This is a genomic window from Microbulbifer okhotskensis (assembly GCF_023895975.1).
In the GTDB taxonomy this organism is placed as follows: domain Bacteria; phylum Pseudomonadota; class Gammaproteobacteria; order Pseudomonadales; family Cellvibrionaceae; genus Microbulbifer; species Microbulbifer okhotskensis.
Window position 1 is genome coordinate 28,381 of record NZ_JALBWM010000027.1, and the last position, 19,667, is coordinate 48,047.

Here is a 19,667-nt window from a genome sequence, read left to right on the forward strand (position 1 = left end):
TTACAAGTTGTGAGCTCCGGTCACTATTTATCTGTAAAACTCTCTCTATGTGTTGCCCGAAATCGGTTGCTAAGCGATGTCGATTTCCTTTGCGGCTGTGCCTGCCTGAGAACCACTTGGCAAACCCCACAAAAGTTCCATTTGGCAGCTGACTATTTATGACTTGCTTCACGGCTACTCGGCGGCGTTGTAATTAAAGTTCGCCCACCGTGGAGTGTCTGGTGCAAGCGACTGGTTTCACTCCATACAACTGTATTCGAAAGTGGCGGCTGTTAAGTGATAATGAAGTCGGAAGTAGTTGAGCAAAAATCCTGCAAGCACACAATTATCGGATTTTTATTAGTCTTTGGTCTGGCTTTTTTGTCCGTTCCTCAGGCGTGGGCTCACCATAACTGCCCGTCATCCCCTGACGACCCCCGCGGATTTAATATTCTCAGCCACCGTTCCAGTGATAGTTGGTGTGTTCTGTGTGGTGATGGGCAAGTAACTATCCAAGTCGATGTGCCCAGTATCCGCAGTTGGTTTATGGGAACTCAGCACATTGAGAATATTACGGTTACTGAGAACCTGGGTACATCTGGCCTGGAGTACGTTACCGGCTCTACCTCAGTGAGTTCGGGTATGGTACTGGGAGAGCCAACCATTAGTGGTACTACCCTTACCTGGGATCAAAATGATTTGTCAGCGCTCGCCGAGCGTGATGAAAATACGACTTTAACCATCACGTTCAATGTACGGAGCCAGGTAAATGAAGAAGAGGAGTTGGTGGTTAATAATCGCACTCTGAATGCCTCTGCGACGTTTGACTACTGCAGCGCCAGCGCAACCGATACCAGCAGTATGGAGCTGAATATCCGTGAGCCTGAGCCCTCTATGGATAAGCGCGGCCGCAATATCGATGCCGCCCAGACAAACTACACCAACAATGTTTACGGCAATATTGAAGATGATGTGCTCTGGCGTGTGCGTATCACCAATAGCGGCGCAGCAAATATGCAGGACGCGCGCTTTGACGATTTGATGTCCAACCCGAATATGGATATCAATTACGCCTGTCCCAGTGAAAGCGCAGCGCTGGCTGTGGCCAATAATAACGGGGCAGATCCCGGCGGTGCGGGTTGTGTGGCAGCCAGTAATAGCATCAATAATTTTGAACTGAGTGGCGATTTTTCCAGCGGTTCCGGGCGCACCGATGTGCCTTCGGGTGGGACTCTGGATATCTATCTGGTGGGCAAGGTGAATACCTCCTGTACCGATGGTACGAATACCGTATCGGATTTACAGTGGGGCTGTGAGATTGATAGTGATACCGGTGTCGGGGGTATTTCTGATCCTGCTGAAGCCTCCTTCCCAGGTTCTGATACCTCGGAAATGCGCACGGAAACTACCACTGATCTCAATATTTCTCAGGTTATTACCGGTACCAATTTAAATCAGCCCTTGGGGGCAGCCGGTTATGTCACGCTCACTATCAATAATCAAACTGGGGGTTCGGTAAAAGATATTCAGTTTGTCAGTGATCTACCCGATGAATACGTGGTGGATACTACCTTTACCCCAGTAATTACTCAGGAGCGCCGTGGTATCGATAGCCATGGTGCTAATTACAATTCAACTTACCCTGGGAAAGTGGACATCCTTGAGTGGCGGGTTGGTTCAACCTGGAACCAGTGGGATACCGATCCCATGAACAACAACCGCCCAGAGTTTCGCCTGTTGAGTAGTACCGTACACTCTGTCTATGCAGATCAAGAGCATATGATGCGGCAGGGCGATGAAATCCAGATTCGTTTCCGTATTGTTACCATTGAAACAGATTTTTTCGATACCGTTGCAGACCTCGATATTGATGAAGAGGCAGCAAGCACAAGTACTGATCCCAACAGTAATATTTCGCTGATGGACAATGTCCTTACTATTGATTATGAGGACTTTTGCCCCTCCACCAGCCCCGCGACCCAGGTGGAGACCGAATCGATCACTCCCGATCCGGAAGATCTGGATGTGAGCACGGTACACCCGCTCTATATTGTGCGAGACAGTGGTACATCGGAATTGACCGTGGATATTACCAATAATGGTGGTCATGATGCGGATAATTATTCGGTCTATGTCACCTTCGGTGAGGCGATGACGGTGCTGTCCAGCGATCGATCTTGTACGCGTATGGGACAACCCAATGTCGGAACTGTGCCGGAACATCCGCTTTGGAACCAGCCCGATTACCTGCCAGATTCCGCGACGGTTTATCTTTGTGACAGCACAAATTTAGGTGGCGTTATTTCACCAGGAAACACTGAACGGGTTGTTTTTTTGGTGGAGAAAAATCATGCGGCTACGGATGACGATCTCACTTTCCGTGCAGACGTTGTAGGTGAGATCACCCTGTACGATGGCGCCGCGCTGTATTACCCCGATCCTGCAACTTTAACTGATACTACACCGAACAAACAGCTGGCCAACAATTATACCCTTGATGGTATGCGTGCACGGGTTATGGGCTTTAACCTGGTGAAAGAGCGTTCTGATGAATGTAATGAACTCACCAGTGAAAGCACTTTCCCGAACAGTAGTGTATTAATTGGTGAAGAGTGTCGCTTTGAAATACAGGCCGGTGGTTGGTTTGGTTTTGATACTCCAGGGTTTACTTTAATTGAAGTGCGGGATATAGATGTTCTCGATGACCTCCCCGATGGCCAGGGTTATATCGCTGACGTCCAACTTAATTGTGCTGATGTTACCCTTCCGCATCCCACTTCACAGGCGAACTGTGTAGAAATTTCCAACAGTGATATTGTTGAGAGTGGTGGACTGAACAGTCCTCTCAGCGAAATTGATTTGCAGTGGGGCATAACTTCCAGTATCACCGGTAAGGACCGTTGGTTTTTATCGGATATGACTACGCGATTGCTAAATGATCCAGTGGATATCGAGAGTGCGGACCCGAATCAACATGCCAATGACAGTATCGATTATGCACGCTCACAATTTACTGCGGTATTTGATACCGAAACAATTGAGGTGGATAACTACAATAGCAGTGGTATTTTAACCAATATCGACGGTGTGCCCACCACGGTACCGGGATTTCCGGATATTTCTGAATGGTCAGAATCTGTCACAGTGACGGAACCAAATATCGAAGTTGATAAAAAAGTTTGTAACGAAAGTCTCTACGGTGCGGGAACCAGTTGTAGTAATTTCGTCGACCTTACTGATGAGGGACACAGGGACCAGACTTATATTTTCCGTCTGACCTTGACCAACCGTGCGGCCGATAGTGGTGTAAACCGCGCGCCAGCCTACGATTTAGTGGTGACCGATACATTAGACCCCACTGGGCAAATGTGTGTTCAACCGTTCGATTCAGATAATCTTGATAACGATGCTGACGGTTCTTCAGAGACGACCCCTGGCGCTGATGGTCTGCTGGGAATCTCCGCTGGTGCGGATGATTATTCCGTAGCCGCCCACTGTAGTGATGCAGGCACACCGGCCATTATTACATTTTCTCATGAGCATTCCACAGCTCTGGAACGTATGAACCCCGGTGATTCTGTCACTTTGTATTATCGGGTCAAGCCGCACCAATCGGTGGCACCACTACAGATATTCAGCAATACTTTTTTTGCTCGCTACGATAGCCTTGAAGGGGATTTTGGCAGCCAGACCTCGCCACAAATTGACAGTGATATTGATAATGATGGCGTCGGTGATGGGGCACCCCCGTCCGGTCGCGCTCGCCATTATCAATCGGCAGATGCTCATGCACAGATGCAAATTATTGAGGTCAAAGCCGAGCCGAAACAGGCTCTGGAATTATCTAATGGCACGGCTAGCGGAACCAATAGCGATACTGCGGTAGTGGGTGAAGAAATCCGCTATGAATTAACCGCACAGATCCCTGCAGCAAAATTGCGGAATTTTATTATTCGCGATGAATTACCAGCCGGTATGCGCTGTATCGAAGGGCAAACGGTTGATTTGAGTGCATCCCCCTATGATGCCGCCGGGTTTGTGCCGGGCGGGCCTTTCGCTGCAACCTGTACCAGTATCGGCACTGCCGACTATGTGCAGTGGGACTTTGGAGATCAGGAACTGACAACCGTTGCCGGTAGCCTGTTTGATTTTCCGGTTGAATTTATTGCGCGCATCGACAATAGCAGCAATACCAACGACGGTGATATCTTGGGTAATGGCGGCAGTTACACAACGGCCCAGGTCACCTATGTGGATCAGTCCGGTGCTGCGATAGCGGTGCCATTTGACTCCCATGAAATCCTGGTACAAGAAGCACAAATACAGCTGGCAAAATCCTTTTCTGTCACTAACAGCGATGCTGACGATATTCTCACGGTAACCGTTACTGCGGAAAATACCGGTACAACTGAGGCTTACAACCTACAAGTGCTGGATGATCTTACTGGTACCAAGCTGGTTTACCTGGGTAATATCGGTGGCAGTGATCCACCCAATAATGTGGATATCACTCGTGTCGGTGCCAACGCGCCCATCTTTAGTTGGAACCGCAGCAATACGGATTACGCTATTAGTGTTGGCGATATAAAAACTTTCACTTTCGAAGTGCAGGTAGAGCAAGGCGTCTCCCCTCACGAAATCCTTGATAACACCATTGAGGCCCGCTGGCAGTCACTACCGGGTACAGACGTCGCTCTCAACAGCAGTAACAGTATCGGTACGGATGGCGCTGCGGATGGTATGCGCATCGGTGTTTTACCCAATCTTGGTGATCCGATTAATGACTACGAAACTACGGCCAGTGCCCAGACTGAGGTGCTACCGCTACAGTTGAGTAAAACGGATTTAGAGCCCTCCGTTGTTGCCACTATTGGCGCCCATAAAAAATTCCAACTGGAAATTCGCCTGCCTGAAGGCATTAGCCAGAACGTGGTAATAACTGATCAGTTGGGCAGCCCAGAAGGCTATGTTCTTTCACACAATACGGATTACGATATCGTCTATGAATTTGTCGGTATTGAAACTATTAATGGCAGTGCGCCCTCTGAAGCAGCCTTTAATAGTTTTCCGGGAGATAACACTGCCGGTAATGCGAGTTGGGATCTCGGCACAGTCGATACGAATAGCGAAAATGACACAGTTGCTGGCAGTTTAGATCCGCTGATTCGGATTACTTATTTTGCCCGTATTGAAAATGATCTCGCGACTAACCGGGGTGACAGTCGTCAAAATGACGCGGCACTTACTTACCGCAATGGGGAGAGCGGGTCGACGGAAAACCTGAATGACAGCACCTCAGCAGTAGCGGTAGTCGAGCCACTGCTTACTATCAGTAAAACCGTCAGTAATGCCACAAGTCCGGGCAACCTGCCCGTGGGTGGCGATGTATTGGAATACCTTGTCACCGTACAGCACGATTCCGCCTCGAATGCTGCAGCCTATGAACTCAATCTGGTGGATACTCTGCCGTCGGAGTTAACTTTTGACAGCAGCTTTACCCCTTTAGCGATGATTAATGGCAGTGCTGTTACAGGGTTTATAGCCACACCGGCAGCGGTACCTACAGGCCCCCTGATTTGGGGGCGGGACAATGGTGATAACAGCCTGGATTTACAGTTGGGTGAGACTTTGCTGCTTACCTATCGTACCCAAGTCACCGGAGTCTTTGGTTCGCCGATCAGTAACAGCGTAATGCTGGATTGGACCTCTCTCGATAATAGCAGTATCAATGATCTGGCCTACGAGCGCGATGGTGCCGGTTGCCCAACGATTGCCGCCCCCGATGATTACTGTGTGGGGCCGGCCCAGGCCAGTATTGATACGGTAGATAACACCAGCATTGCAAAAATCGTGGTGGGGGATTCCGATACGGCAACGGCGATTGGCACATTGCGTGTTGGCGATACAGTAACTTATCAGCTTTCCCTGAACTTGCAGGCGGGCACCACACCAGGAGTAACCGTTGACGATGTACTTCCCAGTGGTTTGGTATTTGACTCTATTGTCAGTGTTAATGGCGATACCGCTGCCCCCTATGACGACAGTCTGAATGATTTTACTTATTCGGCAATAACTGTTCCCGCTAGCGGTGATACTGGTACGGTTACTTGGAATCTGGGGGACATTACCAGTAACTTTGGAAATACCAATAATTTTGTAATTGAATACACCGCTAAAGTGGTAGTGGGCTCGGGTATTGCCTCGCCCACGGCAACCTTGACCAATACAGCCCAGCTCAATTATTCCGGTGCTGCCAGTACCCTGCAGGACAGCGCCACTATCACGGTGTTGCAACCGGTTATTGATAGCTTGAGCAAAACAGAAGCTACCTGGCCCAGTTCCCATATGAATGTGAACCCGGCCAATGACGTTATGCAATTTACCTTGCATGCCTGTAACTCAGGGCTCGCCGCCGCTTATGACCTGTCGCTGACGGATGATCTGGCGACTCAAATGGATGAGGCTTCAATAGCCAACCTGCAGGTGACTTTAGCGGGCAATCTGTTAAGCGAGGGCACCGATTACACCTATACGCCACCAGTTAGCCGTGGCGACGATATGCATTTTACTTTGCTGGTGCCGGTTGATGCCGCTACCTGCCTGGATATTTTTTATGAGGTGAGTTTCCACACTGATATCAGCGGCGGTGAGAGTTGGGTCAATACATTCACCGTTAATGATTTCTGGTCACTACCCGCTAGCGAGGGCGAACAGTTTGCTGCCGTCCCCCTGGGTACGCCCTATCCGATGGGCACGGTTGCGACCAGTGTTACTGCACCGCAGAAAACCCTGCAGACTGCCAGCATGGCGGCTGTCGGTGAAGAAGTGGTGTATCGCATCCAGGTACCGGGCAGCGCCACTACCTCGGCCATTTACGATATTGCAATGGCTGATGTATTGGACCCGAGCCTGGAGTTGGTGCAATTACAGGAAATTAATAGCCGCGCATTTACCGACAATTCCAGCGGAAACAATATTGAATTAACACTGGATATTATCCCTGCGGGCATGGTTGCTATTTTTGAGGTGCGCGCACGGGTTGCTAATAACACCACCGCACAAGCGGGCCACAGTTTTGATAACCAAGCCAGTTATTCCTATGCCGCAACTGATGGCGGTGTATTGCAGGCGGGCGGCACTGGCACTGCGCCGACACTTACCGTCGTCGAGCCGGAACTGTCTGCGATCAACTCAGTGGTGAACCAAACCAGTCCCGGCGATGCCCCGGATGCGGGGGATCTATTGCGCTTCACCCTGAATGTAAGTGCGACCGGCAATGCGGAAAACTCTTCTGCCTATGATCTGATGATCAGTGAGCAGTTATCCCTGGGGCTGAAATTTGTACCGGGCACGGTCATTTTTGCCGCTGTAGCCCAAGCTGACCCGACGGTGAATGGCGATGGCATAACCACCGCGCAAACACTGCAATGGGACCGCGCAAACAGTGACCTGGATATTACTGCTGGCGCAAATAGTGAGCTGGTTTTTGATGTGGTTGTGCTCGATGAAGTCCTGGCAGCCGCTGTGCTTTCCGCGAATGCCAGTATCGAGTGGACCAGTCTCGACGAAGATAACAGCAGTATTTATGAGCGCAACGGTACGGATGGTCGTGGTGGCCTGAATGATTATCGCTTGGAAAATATTGCGGCTCAATTGACTGCCGCCAACGATAGTGTAATTAGTAAAACCCGTACCGATGACAGCTACGGTAGTGGCGATGTGCAGTTGCGTGTGGGTGACTTGGTAGAATATGAGCTGAACCTGTCCCTGCCGGAGGGTACGGCTCCTAATACACTTATTGTCGATACTCTGCCGCAGGGCATGGTATTTGATAGCACCCTTTCAATTAATGGTATTACTGCGGCACCTTTCACTGCGGTCACTCCCTTTGTCCATAGCGATATTGCCGAACCTGTGCAGCTGGGCGACCCCGCCAGTGGTCCGACTACCGTCAGCTGGAATATTGCGGACCTGATAAATAGCGCAGATAACAATGCGGCCAACGATGAATTTGTAGTGCGTTATCACGCGCGGGTTTTAAATCAGGATGTACACCCCTGGCCGGCTAGCAATACGGTGTTGGTCAACAGTGTTGAATTCAGCTTTGATACCGCCACAGGCGCTGAGACTCGCAGCGACAGTGAAACGCTGGACCTGCTGCAGCCGGACCTTTCGGTAGCGATCAGCTCAACCCCGGCAGATGGCAGCACCCTGTCGGCAGGGGACATTATCGACTACAGCGTAACCGTGACTAATTCCGGTTCTGCCCCAGCTTACGATCCGGTGTTCCGGGATGTGATTCCGCTGGGCTTGCGCCAAGCCGGTGTCAACGTGCAGTCAATCGCGGTAAATGGTGTGGCTGCAACGGCGATTGCCCCCACTTTTGATGGCGCCAGTGGCGAAGCCATATGGGATTTCTCCTCAGGTAGTGGCTATGCCATTGAAGCGGGCCAGTCCCTGGAAATGGTGTATCGTGTTGCAGCGGACTCCAGCCTGGGGGCCGGGCTCAGCTTGCAGAATGCCGCCTATATCGAAGCGTATTATTCCCTCGATGATGACAACTTGGCGTCACTGGGGGCAACCTCGGTGACTGTGGATATGCGTGAGGACTACGGCCCCACGGCGCCTGTTGGAGTACAGTTTAATACCCCCAACGCAGCCCCCTTGTCGATCGCAATTACCCAGCCGACAGCGTCTATTGGCGAACCGTTCAATTACCGCATAACTATCCCGGAAACAGCGCAGCTTGCAGCGCTGCACGATGTCACTGTACTGATGGACCTCACTACCTCGGCTGCTGAGTTGGAATTTGTCAGTGCCACTAAAGTGTCTGGCAGCGCAACCTTTACTCCAGAAAATACCGGCTCGCTAACTAACCTCAATATTGGCGATAGCAGCAACGGGATCGACGTGCCCGCAGGCGAGCAAGTGATTATCGATGTAACCCTGCGGCTGCGTGACAGCAATCCGCCCAATGTGGATGGATTGAATTATTCCAACAGCGCTAGTTATAGCTACAACTATGACAATGACAATCCGGCCGCAGGGCAGGGCGCGGGCACCGGTAACACCACACTGGATATGACCGTGGTTGAGCCTACGGAGATCACCCTGACAAAAACCGGGCCTGTCGCCTTACAGTCTGGCCTCGCCGGGACTTTTACCCTGGATCTGCACAATACCGGTAACGGACCAGCCTGGGATATCAGCGTAACCGACCTACTGCCGGACAATAACCCCGGCGGTATGTGTGAGACGGCACCGGCCAATTTTGCCGCACAGATAAGTGATGCGGCAGGAAATATAATTGCCACCTTGGCTGAGGGTGTGAATTTCAGTGCGAGCTTTGATGCCGCCAGCTGCACGCTTGCTCTCGCTTCTGTTGGAGCAGCGGCGATGCTCGACGCAGATCATCATTTGCGGTTGGCTTACGATGCCTATTTGGATATAGATACCATCGATGGCGATACGCTGACCAATATTGCCGGCGTAACACTGTGGCACAGTTGGGATAGTACCCTGCCGGAAGCTCGCCAGTACACTCGCGCGGCACCCACCGATGGCACCCCCGCGGTGCTCGATCACGAAGATACCTATACCGTAACGGCTTCTGTTCCCAAGGTGACTTTTTATAAGACCGTGGAAAATATCAGCCGAGGTGAAAACCCGGCTACTGTCGCCAGCCCTGCGGAAGTCTTGCGTTATTCGGTGACTCTGACCAACTTGAGCGGTGTGGAGGTCAGCGGTATTGAAATTACCGATGACCTGGACCGTTTGAATAGCTTGCCACTGTTTCAGTCGGGCAGTCTGCAATTGGTCAGTGCACCGGCGGGCAGCGACAGTTCTGCGACGGATGCCACCGCGGGCACCCTGGGAAGCGGTTTATTGCAGGTGAACAATCTGGATCTGGCAGCGAGCGGAAATACTGGCGATTCGATTCAGATAATTTACGAAGTCACACTGGCAGCGGTGATCGACAGCGCAACACCGGTATTGAACCAAGCCCAGGTACAGCTCCCCGGCCAGCCGTTACAGGACAGTGACGATCCCAATATCAACGGTACCGATGACCCTGATACTGTCGGTGATGAAGATCCTACGCAAGTGCTGATCGAGTCGGAGCCGGTGCTGATCGTGCAGAAAACATCTGCCGATATGACCGGCGACCCGGACTTGTTGATGGTGGCCGATACACTTCGCTATACCCTCACGGTGGAAAATATCGGCAATGAGGTGGCGATAAATACGCTACTTCGTGATCAGGTGCCGGCTAACACCACTTATATTGCCAATTCCACCCGCCTCAATGGCACCGTCTTATCGGATGTGAGCGGGGCCTCGCCTCTGGCATCTGGAATTGCGGTTAACACCAGTGGTGAAGCGGACGGTTTTGTCGGTGCAAGCGCGAATGGCGCCGCCGCGGTGGTGATCACTTTCGATGTCAGCATTAATGATGTGAACGACGGCACGATTATTTCGAACCAGGGGTATGTCAATGGTGAAGGGGCGGGCAGTGGTGCCTTTGATGAAGTGCTTTCCGATGATCCTGCCACTGATGCCCCCAACGATCCCACTATCGATATTGTCGGTGATGTGCCACTGCTGATAGCGCACAAAACCGTGCAAATTGCCGTGGACAATATTTCCACCGGCATTGTCGATCCCGGTGATGTACTGCGCTATACCATCGCCATTACCAATATGGGGGGTGTCGATGCGTTGGAAGTGGCGCTCACAGACCAGGTTCCAGCCAACACCACATATGTTGCCGGTACCACCACCTTAAACGGTGTTGCGGTGGCCGATAACGGCGGTGGTAATTCCCTGCTGGATTCCAGCTTGCCGGTTTCTTCCGGTGATCTGACGCCGCCACTACCGGGTGCCAGCGAGGGGGTGATAACCTCTGCCCAGACAGCCACGGTGACTTTCGATGTGATGGTCAATGCCGATACCGCCAGAGGCACCGTGATCAGCAACCAGGGTAGCGTTGCTGCGGCTGAGTTACCGCTGACCCTCACCGATGCCGATGGCAACCCGGCCAATGGTGCGCAACCCACCCTGGTTATAGTTGGCGATGCGCAGCTGTTGTCCATTGTAAAAGAAGTCGCCGTCGTTGGTGGCAGTGCCGCCGAAGCCGGCGAGGTTCTGGAATATCTGATCACCATCGAGAATATCAGTGGTGTTGCCGCAACCTACGTTGGCATTACCGATGATCTGGCCATCGCCGGTGAGGGTGTGCTCACTTACGTTGCCGACTCGGCCATGCTCAACGGCCAAGTTAACGGTGTCACGGTTGTCGATACGTTGATTACGGCTGATTATTTTTCTACTTACGGTGATTTACTGCCGGGTGAGAGCGCCACCTTGCGGTTCCAGGCCCAAATGTCTGACAACCTAGAAATCGGTTTCACCGTGCTAAATACGGCCGAAGTGCAGTGGAATGATCCCCCCTCAACCAACCAGGCCAGTGTTGCTATCGATGTGGGCGGCACTCCGGGTATTGCCAATTTGGCCGGCTATCTCTGGCACGATGTGAATTTCAATAACAGTGTGGATGCGGATGAGCGCCTGCTGTTGAATTGGGCGGTAGATCTGTATTTTAACGATGCGTTGATGGAGACAGCGCAGACCGATGAAACTGGTTATTTCCAGTTCCAGGGGCTGGTGCCCAACAGCTACGGCGGTATTAGCTACGAGATGCGCTATAGCGCTCCGGATTCCGGGGAAAACACAGCATCTCTGGGCAGCCCGGTTTCTGAGTTTACCAATGGTCCACAGCGTATTAGCGAGATTTTTGTGGAGTCTGGAGCTAACCCGCAGGATCTGAACCTGCCGCTGGCCCCCAATGGTGTCATTTACGATTCTATATCGCGTTCAGCGATTGAAGGCGCCACTCTCACCATGCTGCGAGTGAGCTCCGGACAGGAATTACCGGATCGTTGTTTCGATGATGAAAAACAGCAGGGCCAGGTTACCCGATCCGGCGGTTACTACAAATTCGATATCAATTTCAGCGATCCCGCCTGCCCGGCGAATTCGGATTACCTGATCCAGGTGGAAATTGCCAATGACGATTATGTCGGTGGTGAGTCCCTGGTGATTCCCGCTCAAACCCATAGCGAAACAGCGGGTTTTGATGTGGGCGTCTGCCTGGGCAGTAATGCGGATTTACTGCCAGGTACCACCGAACACTGTGAAGTGCAGTTGTCAGCTCAGCAACCTTCGCTGGATGTGGAAGCGCGGGATGCGGCTACGGATTACTACCTGCGCCTGACCCTGGATGATAACCAAATTCCCGGCGAGAGCCAGTTATTCAATAACCATGTGGCTATGGACCCACATTTGGAAGGGGCCTTGTCCATTACCAAAACAGCGGCCATGTTAAATGTCACCCGCAGCCAGCTGGTGCCGTACACCATCACCTTTACCAATACGCTCCCGATCCCGATGACCGATATACAGCTGGTGGATTTTTTCCCGGCGGGCTTTAAGTATGTGGCCGGCTCGGCGCGTCTCGATGGTGAGGCCGTCGAACCGCGAACCGAAGGCTTGCAACTGATTTGGCCTGACTTGCGTGTGCAAGCCGAGCAGACCCACGAGTTGAAATTATTACTGGTGGTGGGCTCCGGTGTCGGTGAGGGCAAATATGTGAACCGTGCGCAGATGTTTAATCAACTCTCTGGGCAGGCGGCTTCCGGTGAAGCTTCGGCAACGGTGCGAGTCGTGCCCGATCCTACGTTCGATTGTACTGATGTCATCGGAAAGATATTTGATGATGAAAATATGAATGGCTACCAGGATGCCGGTGAGGGTGGTCTGCCTGGGGCGCGGGTGGTTACGGCCACAGGATTGAATGCAACGGCTGATGTGCACGGACGTTTCCATATTACCTGTGCCGTAGTGCCCGATGGCGATCGCGGTTCCAACTTTGTGCTCAAGCTTGATGACCGCAGCTTGCCCAGTGGTTACCGTCTCACCACTGAAAACCCGCGAGTGCTGCGTGCGACCCGAGGCAAGATGCTGAAATTTAACTTTGGTGCCAGCCTGCATCGGGTGGTGCGCTTGGATATGGCTGAGGCAGTATTTGAACCGGGCACGACTGAACTTCGCCCGCAATGGCATTCCCGTGTGGAGCTGTTGTTAGAAAAATTGAGCGAGGCACCTTCAGTACTGCGCCTTGCCTATCTTGCTGAAAATGAAGATCCCTATCTGGTGGACGAGCGTTTGCAAACCATCAAAGCGCAAGTCGCCGATGATTGGGGGCGCAGTTATGGCGACTACGAATTGAATATTGAAACCGAAATTTTCTGGCGGCGTGGCGCGCCGCCCAGCAAAGGAGGCCTGGATTAATGTCCTTTGCAACGCGGAATAAAAAGGCGCGGTCCAGCGCGAAAAAATCTATGGGGAAGATTGCACGCACTTTTCCTCGTCGCGAACACTGTCTCGCCACGGCAATCGCTCTGGCATTGACTCTGCCCGTGCAGGCGCAGGAAGTGGGCGCCCAGCCCGAGGAAACCAGCTGGTGGCAGGTGTGGCAAAATATTCCCGGACTGGCGCCGGGTATTAATGAACCGCATACAGAGTTTGAAGAGCAATCGATCGGTAACAACACCGAGGGCATGCTATTGCGTGCGCCTTCACATCAGTGGTTACAGGATGCTAGCCATTTTGTGGCGCCGCTGGACCCGATTGTGCAAGAGGATTTTATCGACCCACTGACGTTCTACGCGGTCGAAGATGAAATTTCTCAAGACACTGTAGAAATACTTCGGCAGGCCTTGAATGAGCTGGGTAAAACGCCGAACTTTAAATTGCACTTTATCGGCCACACCGATTCCGATCCTATGAGCAAGGAATTGGTGGCTGACTTTGCCAGCAAGGAAGAATTTACCCTGGCCCGCGCTCAATTTGTCGCCGACTTCCTGCAGCAGGCCTTGGAAATACCGGAGCAGATGATTGCTGTTGAGGGGCGTGGCGATGTGGAACCCAATGCAGACAATATTACCACTGCCGGGCGCGAGGAGAACCGCCGGGTTCAGGTAAAAGTGACTTACGATGCTCTGGATAAGGAAGCCATGGCGGATCGTGCTCGCGCAGAGGCTCTGTTACTAAATCGGGTTAAAGTCTGTCGACAGGAGGCGGTCTGCCGGCTGACTTATACTGCAGGTAGTGAGCAGCGTGCGCGCCTGAAAAATCTGGTGACACCGCTGCGTATGGGGGTGGGTCAAACCGATTTGCCAGAAGCATTTATTCGACGTATTCGCGAAGTACGCAATAACCTGGCAGATAAAAACAACCTGGTTATGCACTTTGTTGGCCACACCGACGCCGGTCCGCTGGATGTCGATGAAAGCCCGGAAGCGCAGCAACAGGCCTACCTGGAGCAATCCCACGGTGAAGCCCTCCGCGTTGCGCTGGCTGTGCGCAATGCGTTCGGTTTAGCGGATGCAATGGTCACCAGCAGCGGTAAAGGTGCGAGCCAGCCCATTGCCGCTAATGATACTCCCAAGGGGCGCGCCCTCAACCGCCGTGTAGAGGTGGAGTTCTGGTATGACGACCCGCTGGAAATGGCTGCGGAGGGGGTTCAGGCCTGCCCCGAAGCCGCCGCCGCAGAAACGATTACCATTGCCTATGAATCCGCCGGTGGGGTTATTTCGCCCATTCGCTTCGATAATGGCGATCCGATTATCAGTCAGGCGCAACTGGTTCAGATTCGCGCAGCCATGGTGGAAATTACCAGCAAAGCCAATGTCCGACTGAGCTTTGTCGGCTATAGCGATAACCAGCGTATGGAGCGTCGTGAAGCCATGGTCTATGGCGATGATGTGGGCTTATCCGGCGCCCGTGCTCGCCGCGTCATGGAGCAGGTGCAGGAACTTCTCAAACTCGAAGACAGGCAGGTGGAGTTTGAGGGGCGTGGTTATGTCCAATCCAATGATGTGGTGAGCAACGGTTTCGTTCAACTGGATAGCGCTCGGGTTGAAGTGCAGGTGCTGTACGACGAGCTGGCAATTTTGACCGAGAGCGATCGACTGAAAATAGAGCGTATTAACCGCGAAGCCATCGCCAATAATCCCTATGCACTCAACCTGATGCGTATTACGGTCGATGGCAGCCCGGAATACGACCCCTATAAAAACTCTGCCGACTTGCAGCGTTGTACCGATGTGGCTTTGCAAAATGCCAATATCCAGTTTCGCTTCGACAATAAGAAAATGCAGCCGCGCCTGAATGTGACGGCCTGGCCCAATACCATTCGCTACGCCGACAACCCGGATACGGACATTGCGGATAACCTTGTGTTGTTTAGCCGTTATACCAATTATCCGTCCTTTATCCACAGTGCTGAAGTGCGCTTGTTTGAAGAGGGTCAATCCCTGCGCGACAAGCCCCTGGCAATTGTGCCACTGGATCTCTCTGGTAAAGGCGAGTGGCTGGCTGAATTCACCCAATTCCAAGCGCCTTTGAAAAAGTTGCACTACGTCCTGCGGGTTTACGATAAAAAAGGCCGCTATGACGAGACTGACGAGCAGACCTTGTGGCTGGTAGACAATATTGAATCGCCAGTCGAGGATGTCGATGTGGCAAGGGAGCTGTTGGTGGGTTACGGCGAGAACCGCTTAGCGCAGAGAAACATTCCTCTCGATGGTAACAGTGTCTTGGTCAACGGTGCTCAAGTGCCAGCGGGGCACACTGTGTGGCTGGCGGGTAATCCGGTCCCGGTCGATAGCAAAGGCCAGTTTATTGCCGAACAGATTTTTGCGCCGGGTATGCATACGGTAGAAGTGGCCATTCTGGATGACCAGGGCGATGGTGAACTTTTCCTGCGGGATTTGGAATTTGCCAAAAGTGACTGGTTTACCGTCGGTATCGCTGATCTCACTATCGGCTACGATAAAACGAATGGCCCTGCAGCGCGGGTTACTGGTGATGAAACCCACTATGACAATTCTGTGAGTTATGATGGCCGCCTTGCGTTTTATACCAATGGCGGCTTTGGCGAGGGCTGGCGCTTGTCTGCCAGTGCGGATACCGAAGAGGGGCCAGTGGAAGATCTGTTTTCCAACTTTATGGAAAAATCCCCCGATGCGCTGTTCCGCCGTCTCGATAGCGATTTGTACTACCCGACCTTTGGCGATGACTCCACCGTCGTTGAGGATGCTCCAACGTCCGGAAAATTTTATGTGAAATTGTCCAAGTATGATGACTATGGACTGTGGGGCAATTTTAAGGCGAACTATACCGATAATGAGCTGGCGCAAATTGATCGGGCGCTGTACGGCGCCACTGGCCACTTTGAGGCAGATGCCATGACCAGCTTTGGCGAAAAGCGTTTCCAGCTGGATGCTTTTGGTGCGGAGTCCGGAACCATCGCCGGGCGCGACGAATATCGTGGCACCGGGGGGTCCTTGTATTACCTCCGTCACCAGGATATTTCCAGCGGTTCTGAAAGTTTACGTGTAGAAGTTCGGGATAAAGATTCCGGGCTGGTGCTTGCGGTTAAAACTCTCACAGCGGTTGTCGATTACGATATCGACTATATCCAAGGACGTATCCTACTCAACAGTCCGCTATCAGCCCTGGCCAACGATAACCTGTTAATTCAGGATGGCGCCTACAATGGCAACCCGCAGTATTTGGTGACGCGCTACGAGTACACCCCGGGTTTTGAGGAAATGGATACCCTGGCATTCGGCGGTCGCGCGCACTACTGGTTTGGTGACCACGTAAAATTGGGGGTCAGCAGCACCCAGCAGGATGAAGATGACCATGAAAGTTCCCTGCAAGGTATTGATCTAACTCTGCGTAAAAGTGCCGGCAGCTGGGTAAAAATTGAAGTGGCGGATAGTGAGGGAACTAACCTCGACAGCGTCAGCTCGCTGGACGGTGGCTATACCTTCGATGAGGGAGAAATCCTGGATTCCGTGGTGGCAGCGGGTGCGACGAAAGTGGAGGGCAGTCTGCAGCTGGGGGACTTCTTCGATAGCCTGCGCGGTTCGGGTAACTTCTATCATCAGGAGCGCGAAGCCGGCTTCTCCGGTCCCGGCCAGTTTGTCCAAGAGGATACCACCCAATATGGGATCGGCATCAACCTGCCTATCGGCGAGCGTTTTGATGCAGGAATTAAATCGGATAGCAAAGAGCGGGAAGCCAGCTTACAAACCCGTTCACTGGATGTGATGCTAGGGTATCGCATCAACGAGCAATGGCGTATTACCTCAGCGGTACGCAACGACAGCCGCGAGGATGAATCCGAAGTTGTTGCAGCGACCCAAACGGAAGGGGATCGCACCGATATGGCAGTTGAAGCCAGCTATGACTCGGGCGAGAGTTGGAGTGTGTTTGGCTTTGTACAAAACACCCTGGAAGTGACTGGTACGCGCGAAGAAAATAATCGTATCGGTCTCGGTGGTACCTACCGAGTGAGTGAACGGCTGATGATGGACAGTGAGGTCTCCGGTGGTGACACTGGCACAGCCGCACGCCTCGGCACCGATTATCTGGTCACCGATAGAACCAGCCTGTACACGAATTACACCCTGGATAACGAGCGCAGTGATACCGGTGTCCGCGCGCGCAAAGGTAATATGAGCACCGGTTTCCGCAGCCGTTACTCTGATACCCTGAACATTTACGGTGAGGAGCGCTACAGTCACGGCGATGTTTCCACTGGCCTGACCCACGCCCTGGGTATGGATCTGGCCCCGAATGACCGCTGGACCTACGGCACCACCCTTGAAGCGGGCACACTCGAAGACCCAGATACTGGTGCCAAGACCGAACGCAACGCCATGGGCTTCAGTATGGGGTATGGCGAGGATGCGATTCGTCTGGCTTCAGCGCTGGAATACCGAACAGACATTATGGAAACGGTATCTGAAGAAAATACCGTAACGGAATCCGAACGGGATACCTGGTTATTAAAAAATACACTCAGTTATCAGTTCAATCCCAACTGGCGTTTGGTGGGTAAATTTAATTACTCCGACAGCAAGAGCTCCCAGGGCGAGTTTTACGATGGCAAGTTTACTGAAGCGGTGATGGGTTATGCCTATCGCCCGATAAAGCACGATCGCCTGAATGCGCTGATGAAATACACCTATTTCTATAACGTGCCCACCCAGAATCAGGTCACGGTTGAGAATACTTCCACCGAGTTTATCCAGAAGAGCCATATTTTTTCTGTGGATGCCAGTTACGATATCAATCAGCAGTGGACCCTGGGCGGAAAATACGCCTACCGCCTGGGTCAGCTGAGCCTGGATACGGAAGATCCGGAGTTTTTCGATAGCCGCGCCAGTCTTTACGTACTGCGCGCCGACTGGCATTTTATAAAACGTTGGGATTTACTGTTCGAAGCCCGCATGCTCGACCTTCCCGACGCCCAGGACAGCAAAAGCGGCGCACTGATTGGCCTCTATCGCCACGTCGGCGATCACATGAAGCTGGGGGTGGGCTACAACTTTACCGACTTCTCCGATGATCTCACCCAGCTGGACTATGACAGTCATGGGGTGTTTATTAATATTATTGGGAAGTTGTAATGGTTAGGTCCGGCGAGAGCAGGGCCTTTTCCTGGTGTTGGTCTTATTGGTAAATGGTCGACTGTCTAGTTCTGCCTGGTATTACTTTTGTAAAATTCTAACGGGAGCTTGTAGCCTATTATGTTGGTAATCTAGGTTGTGATCGCAGTAACTGGAAATATATTGACAGATAAATACGGTGATGGAAGACCATGATCAGTTACCCCATGCACATATTTCATTACAATAGGACGAAAGAGGTAAGCAGAGTAACTTACAGCGCCTAACCATCAACACTTCGGACAGTTTCATGCAGCTATAGCCCCATAGTCACTGTACTGCTCGTAAATACGGGCAACTTTTCCGCAGCTCAGGTCAAGATCTAACTCGTCAAAAAGTCTATCCATATTTCTACGAGACCAACGACGAAAGCGTTTCTCGCTAGCAGAGCTGTATCGCTCCCTGTTCAGATAGGTTGCTTTCCCTTGAGAAGCTATCAAGATTGAAAATAAGATGAGTATGAATTTTATTTGTGGCCTTTTAATGTTGGATATTTGAACGAAAGCAGTTTTCACCACATTTGCCATGGGCAGGTATTGTGTTAATTTTATATGAGAACCTTATTTTTTCAGAATTTGTCCTTGGTTCCTGTCTGTTTCCCCCTTAAATCTGTCCGAAGTGTTGTCAGGTATAAATACCCAGAAATATCACAGGCTCCAGATTTTCTGCGGAAGATGTTTTAATAGATTAGCAGGATTTTTTGTATTGCTAATATCCCCCATAACTAGCAAGTATTTTTTATCTGCAAATTTAGGCATGCTACTCTTCACCCATTAAGCCCGCAGGAGCGGGCTCTGAAAACTGTTCCCACAAATGAATTAGACGCATTGTGATTCGAGGGCTGCCATTGTTCTTGGTGGCTGGCTTTCCTGCTTGCAAGGCTTGTCTTCGACTAGGCATTTATCAATAACGCGATAAATTTTTCCACTGTCAGTTGTTTTATCGAATATCTGTATCCAGTATACAAACAGTTCGTTTTGGGCGATTCGTTTTGCGTGTTTAAGCGCGTCCTCTTCAGTGTAGAATGATTTCTTAAAATCTTTTATACCACAACACTTCGGACAGTTTCATACAGCTATAGCCCCATAGTCACTGTACTGCTCG

At 51.7% G+C, this 19,667-nt stretch carries 2 protein-coding genes; both read left to right on the forward strand.

Features of this window, described 5'->3' with window-relative positions:
- Positions 1–282: 282 nt before the first annotated feature.
- Complete coding sequence (locus MO867_RS08730) at positions 283–13,329, forward strand: isopeptide-forming domain-containing fimbrial protein (protein ID WP_252465965.1); 13,047 nt, start codon at positions 283–285, stop codon at positions 13,327–13,329.
- Positions 13,329–18,524, forward strand: coding sequence for an OmpA family protein (locus tag MO867_RS08735; protein ID WP_252465966.1), 5,196 nt, complete (start codon positions 13,329–13,331; stop codon positions 18,522–18,524). Before MO867_RS08730 ends, MO867_RS08735 begins: the two co-directional genes overlap by 1 nt.
- Positions 18,525–19,667: the final 1,143 nt, after the last annotated feature.

Coding starts and splice junctions, on each gene's coding strand:
- MO867_RS08730 (WP_252465965.1), top strand. CDS start 283: ATGAAGTCGGAAGTAGTTGAGCAAAAATCCTGCAAGCACACAATTATC.
- MO867_RS08735 (WP_252465966.1), top strand. CDS start 13,329: ATGTCCTTTGCAACGCGGAATAAAAAGGCGCGGTCCAGCGCGAAAAAA.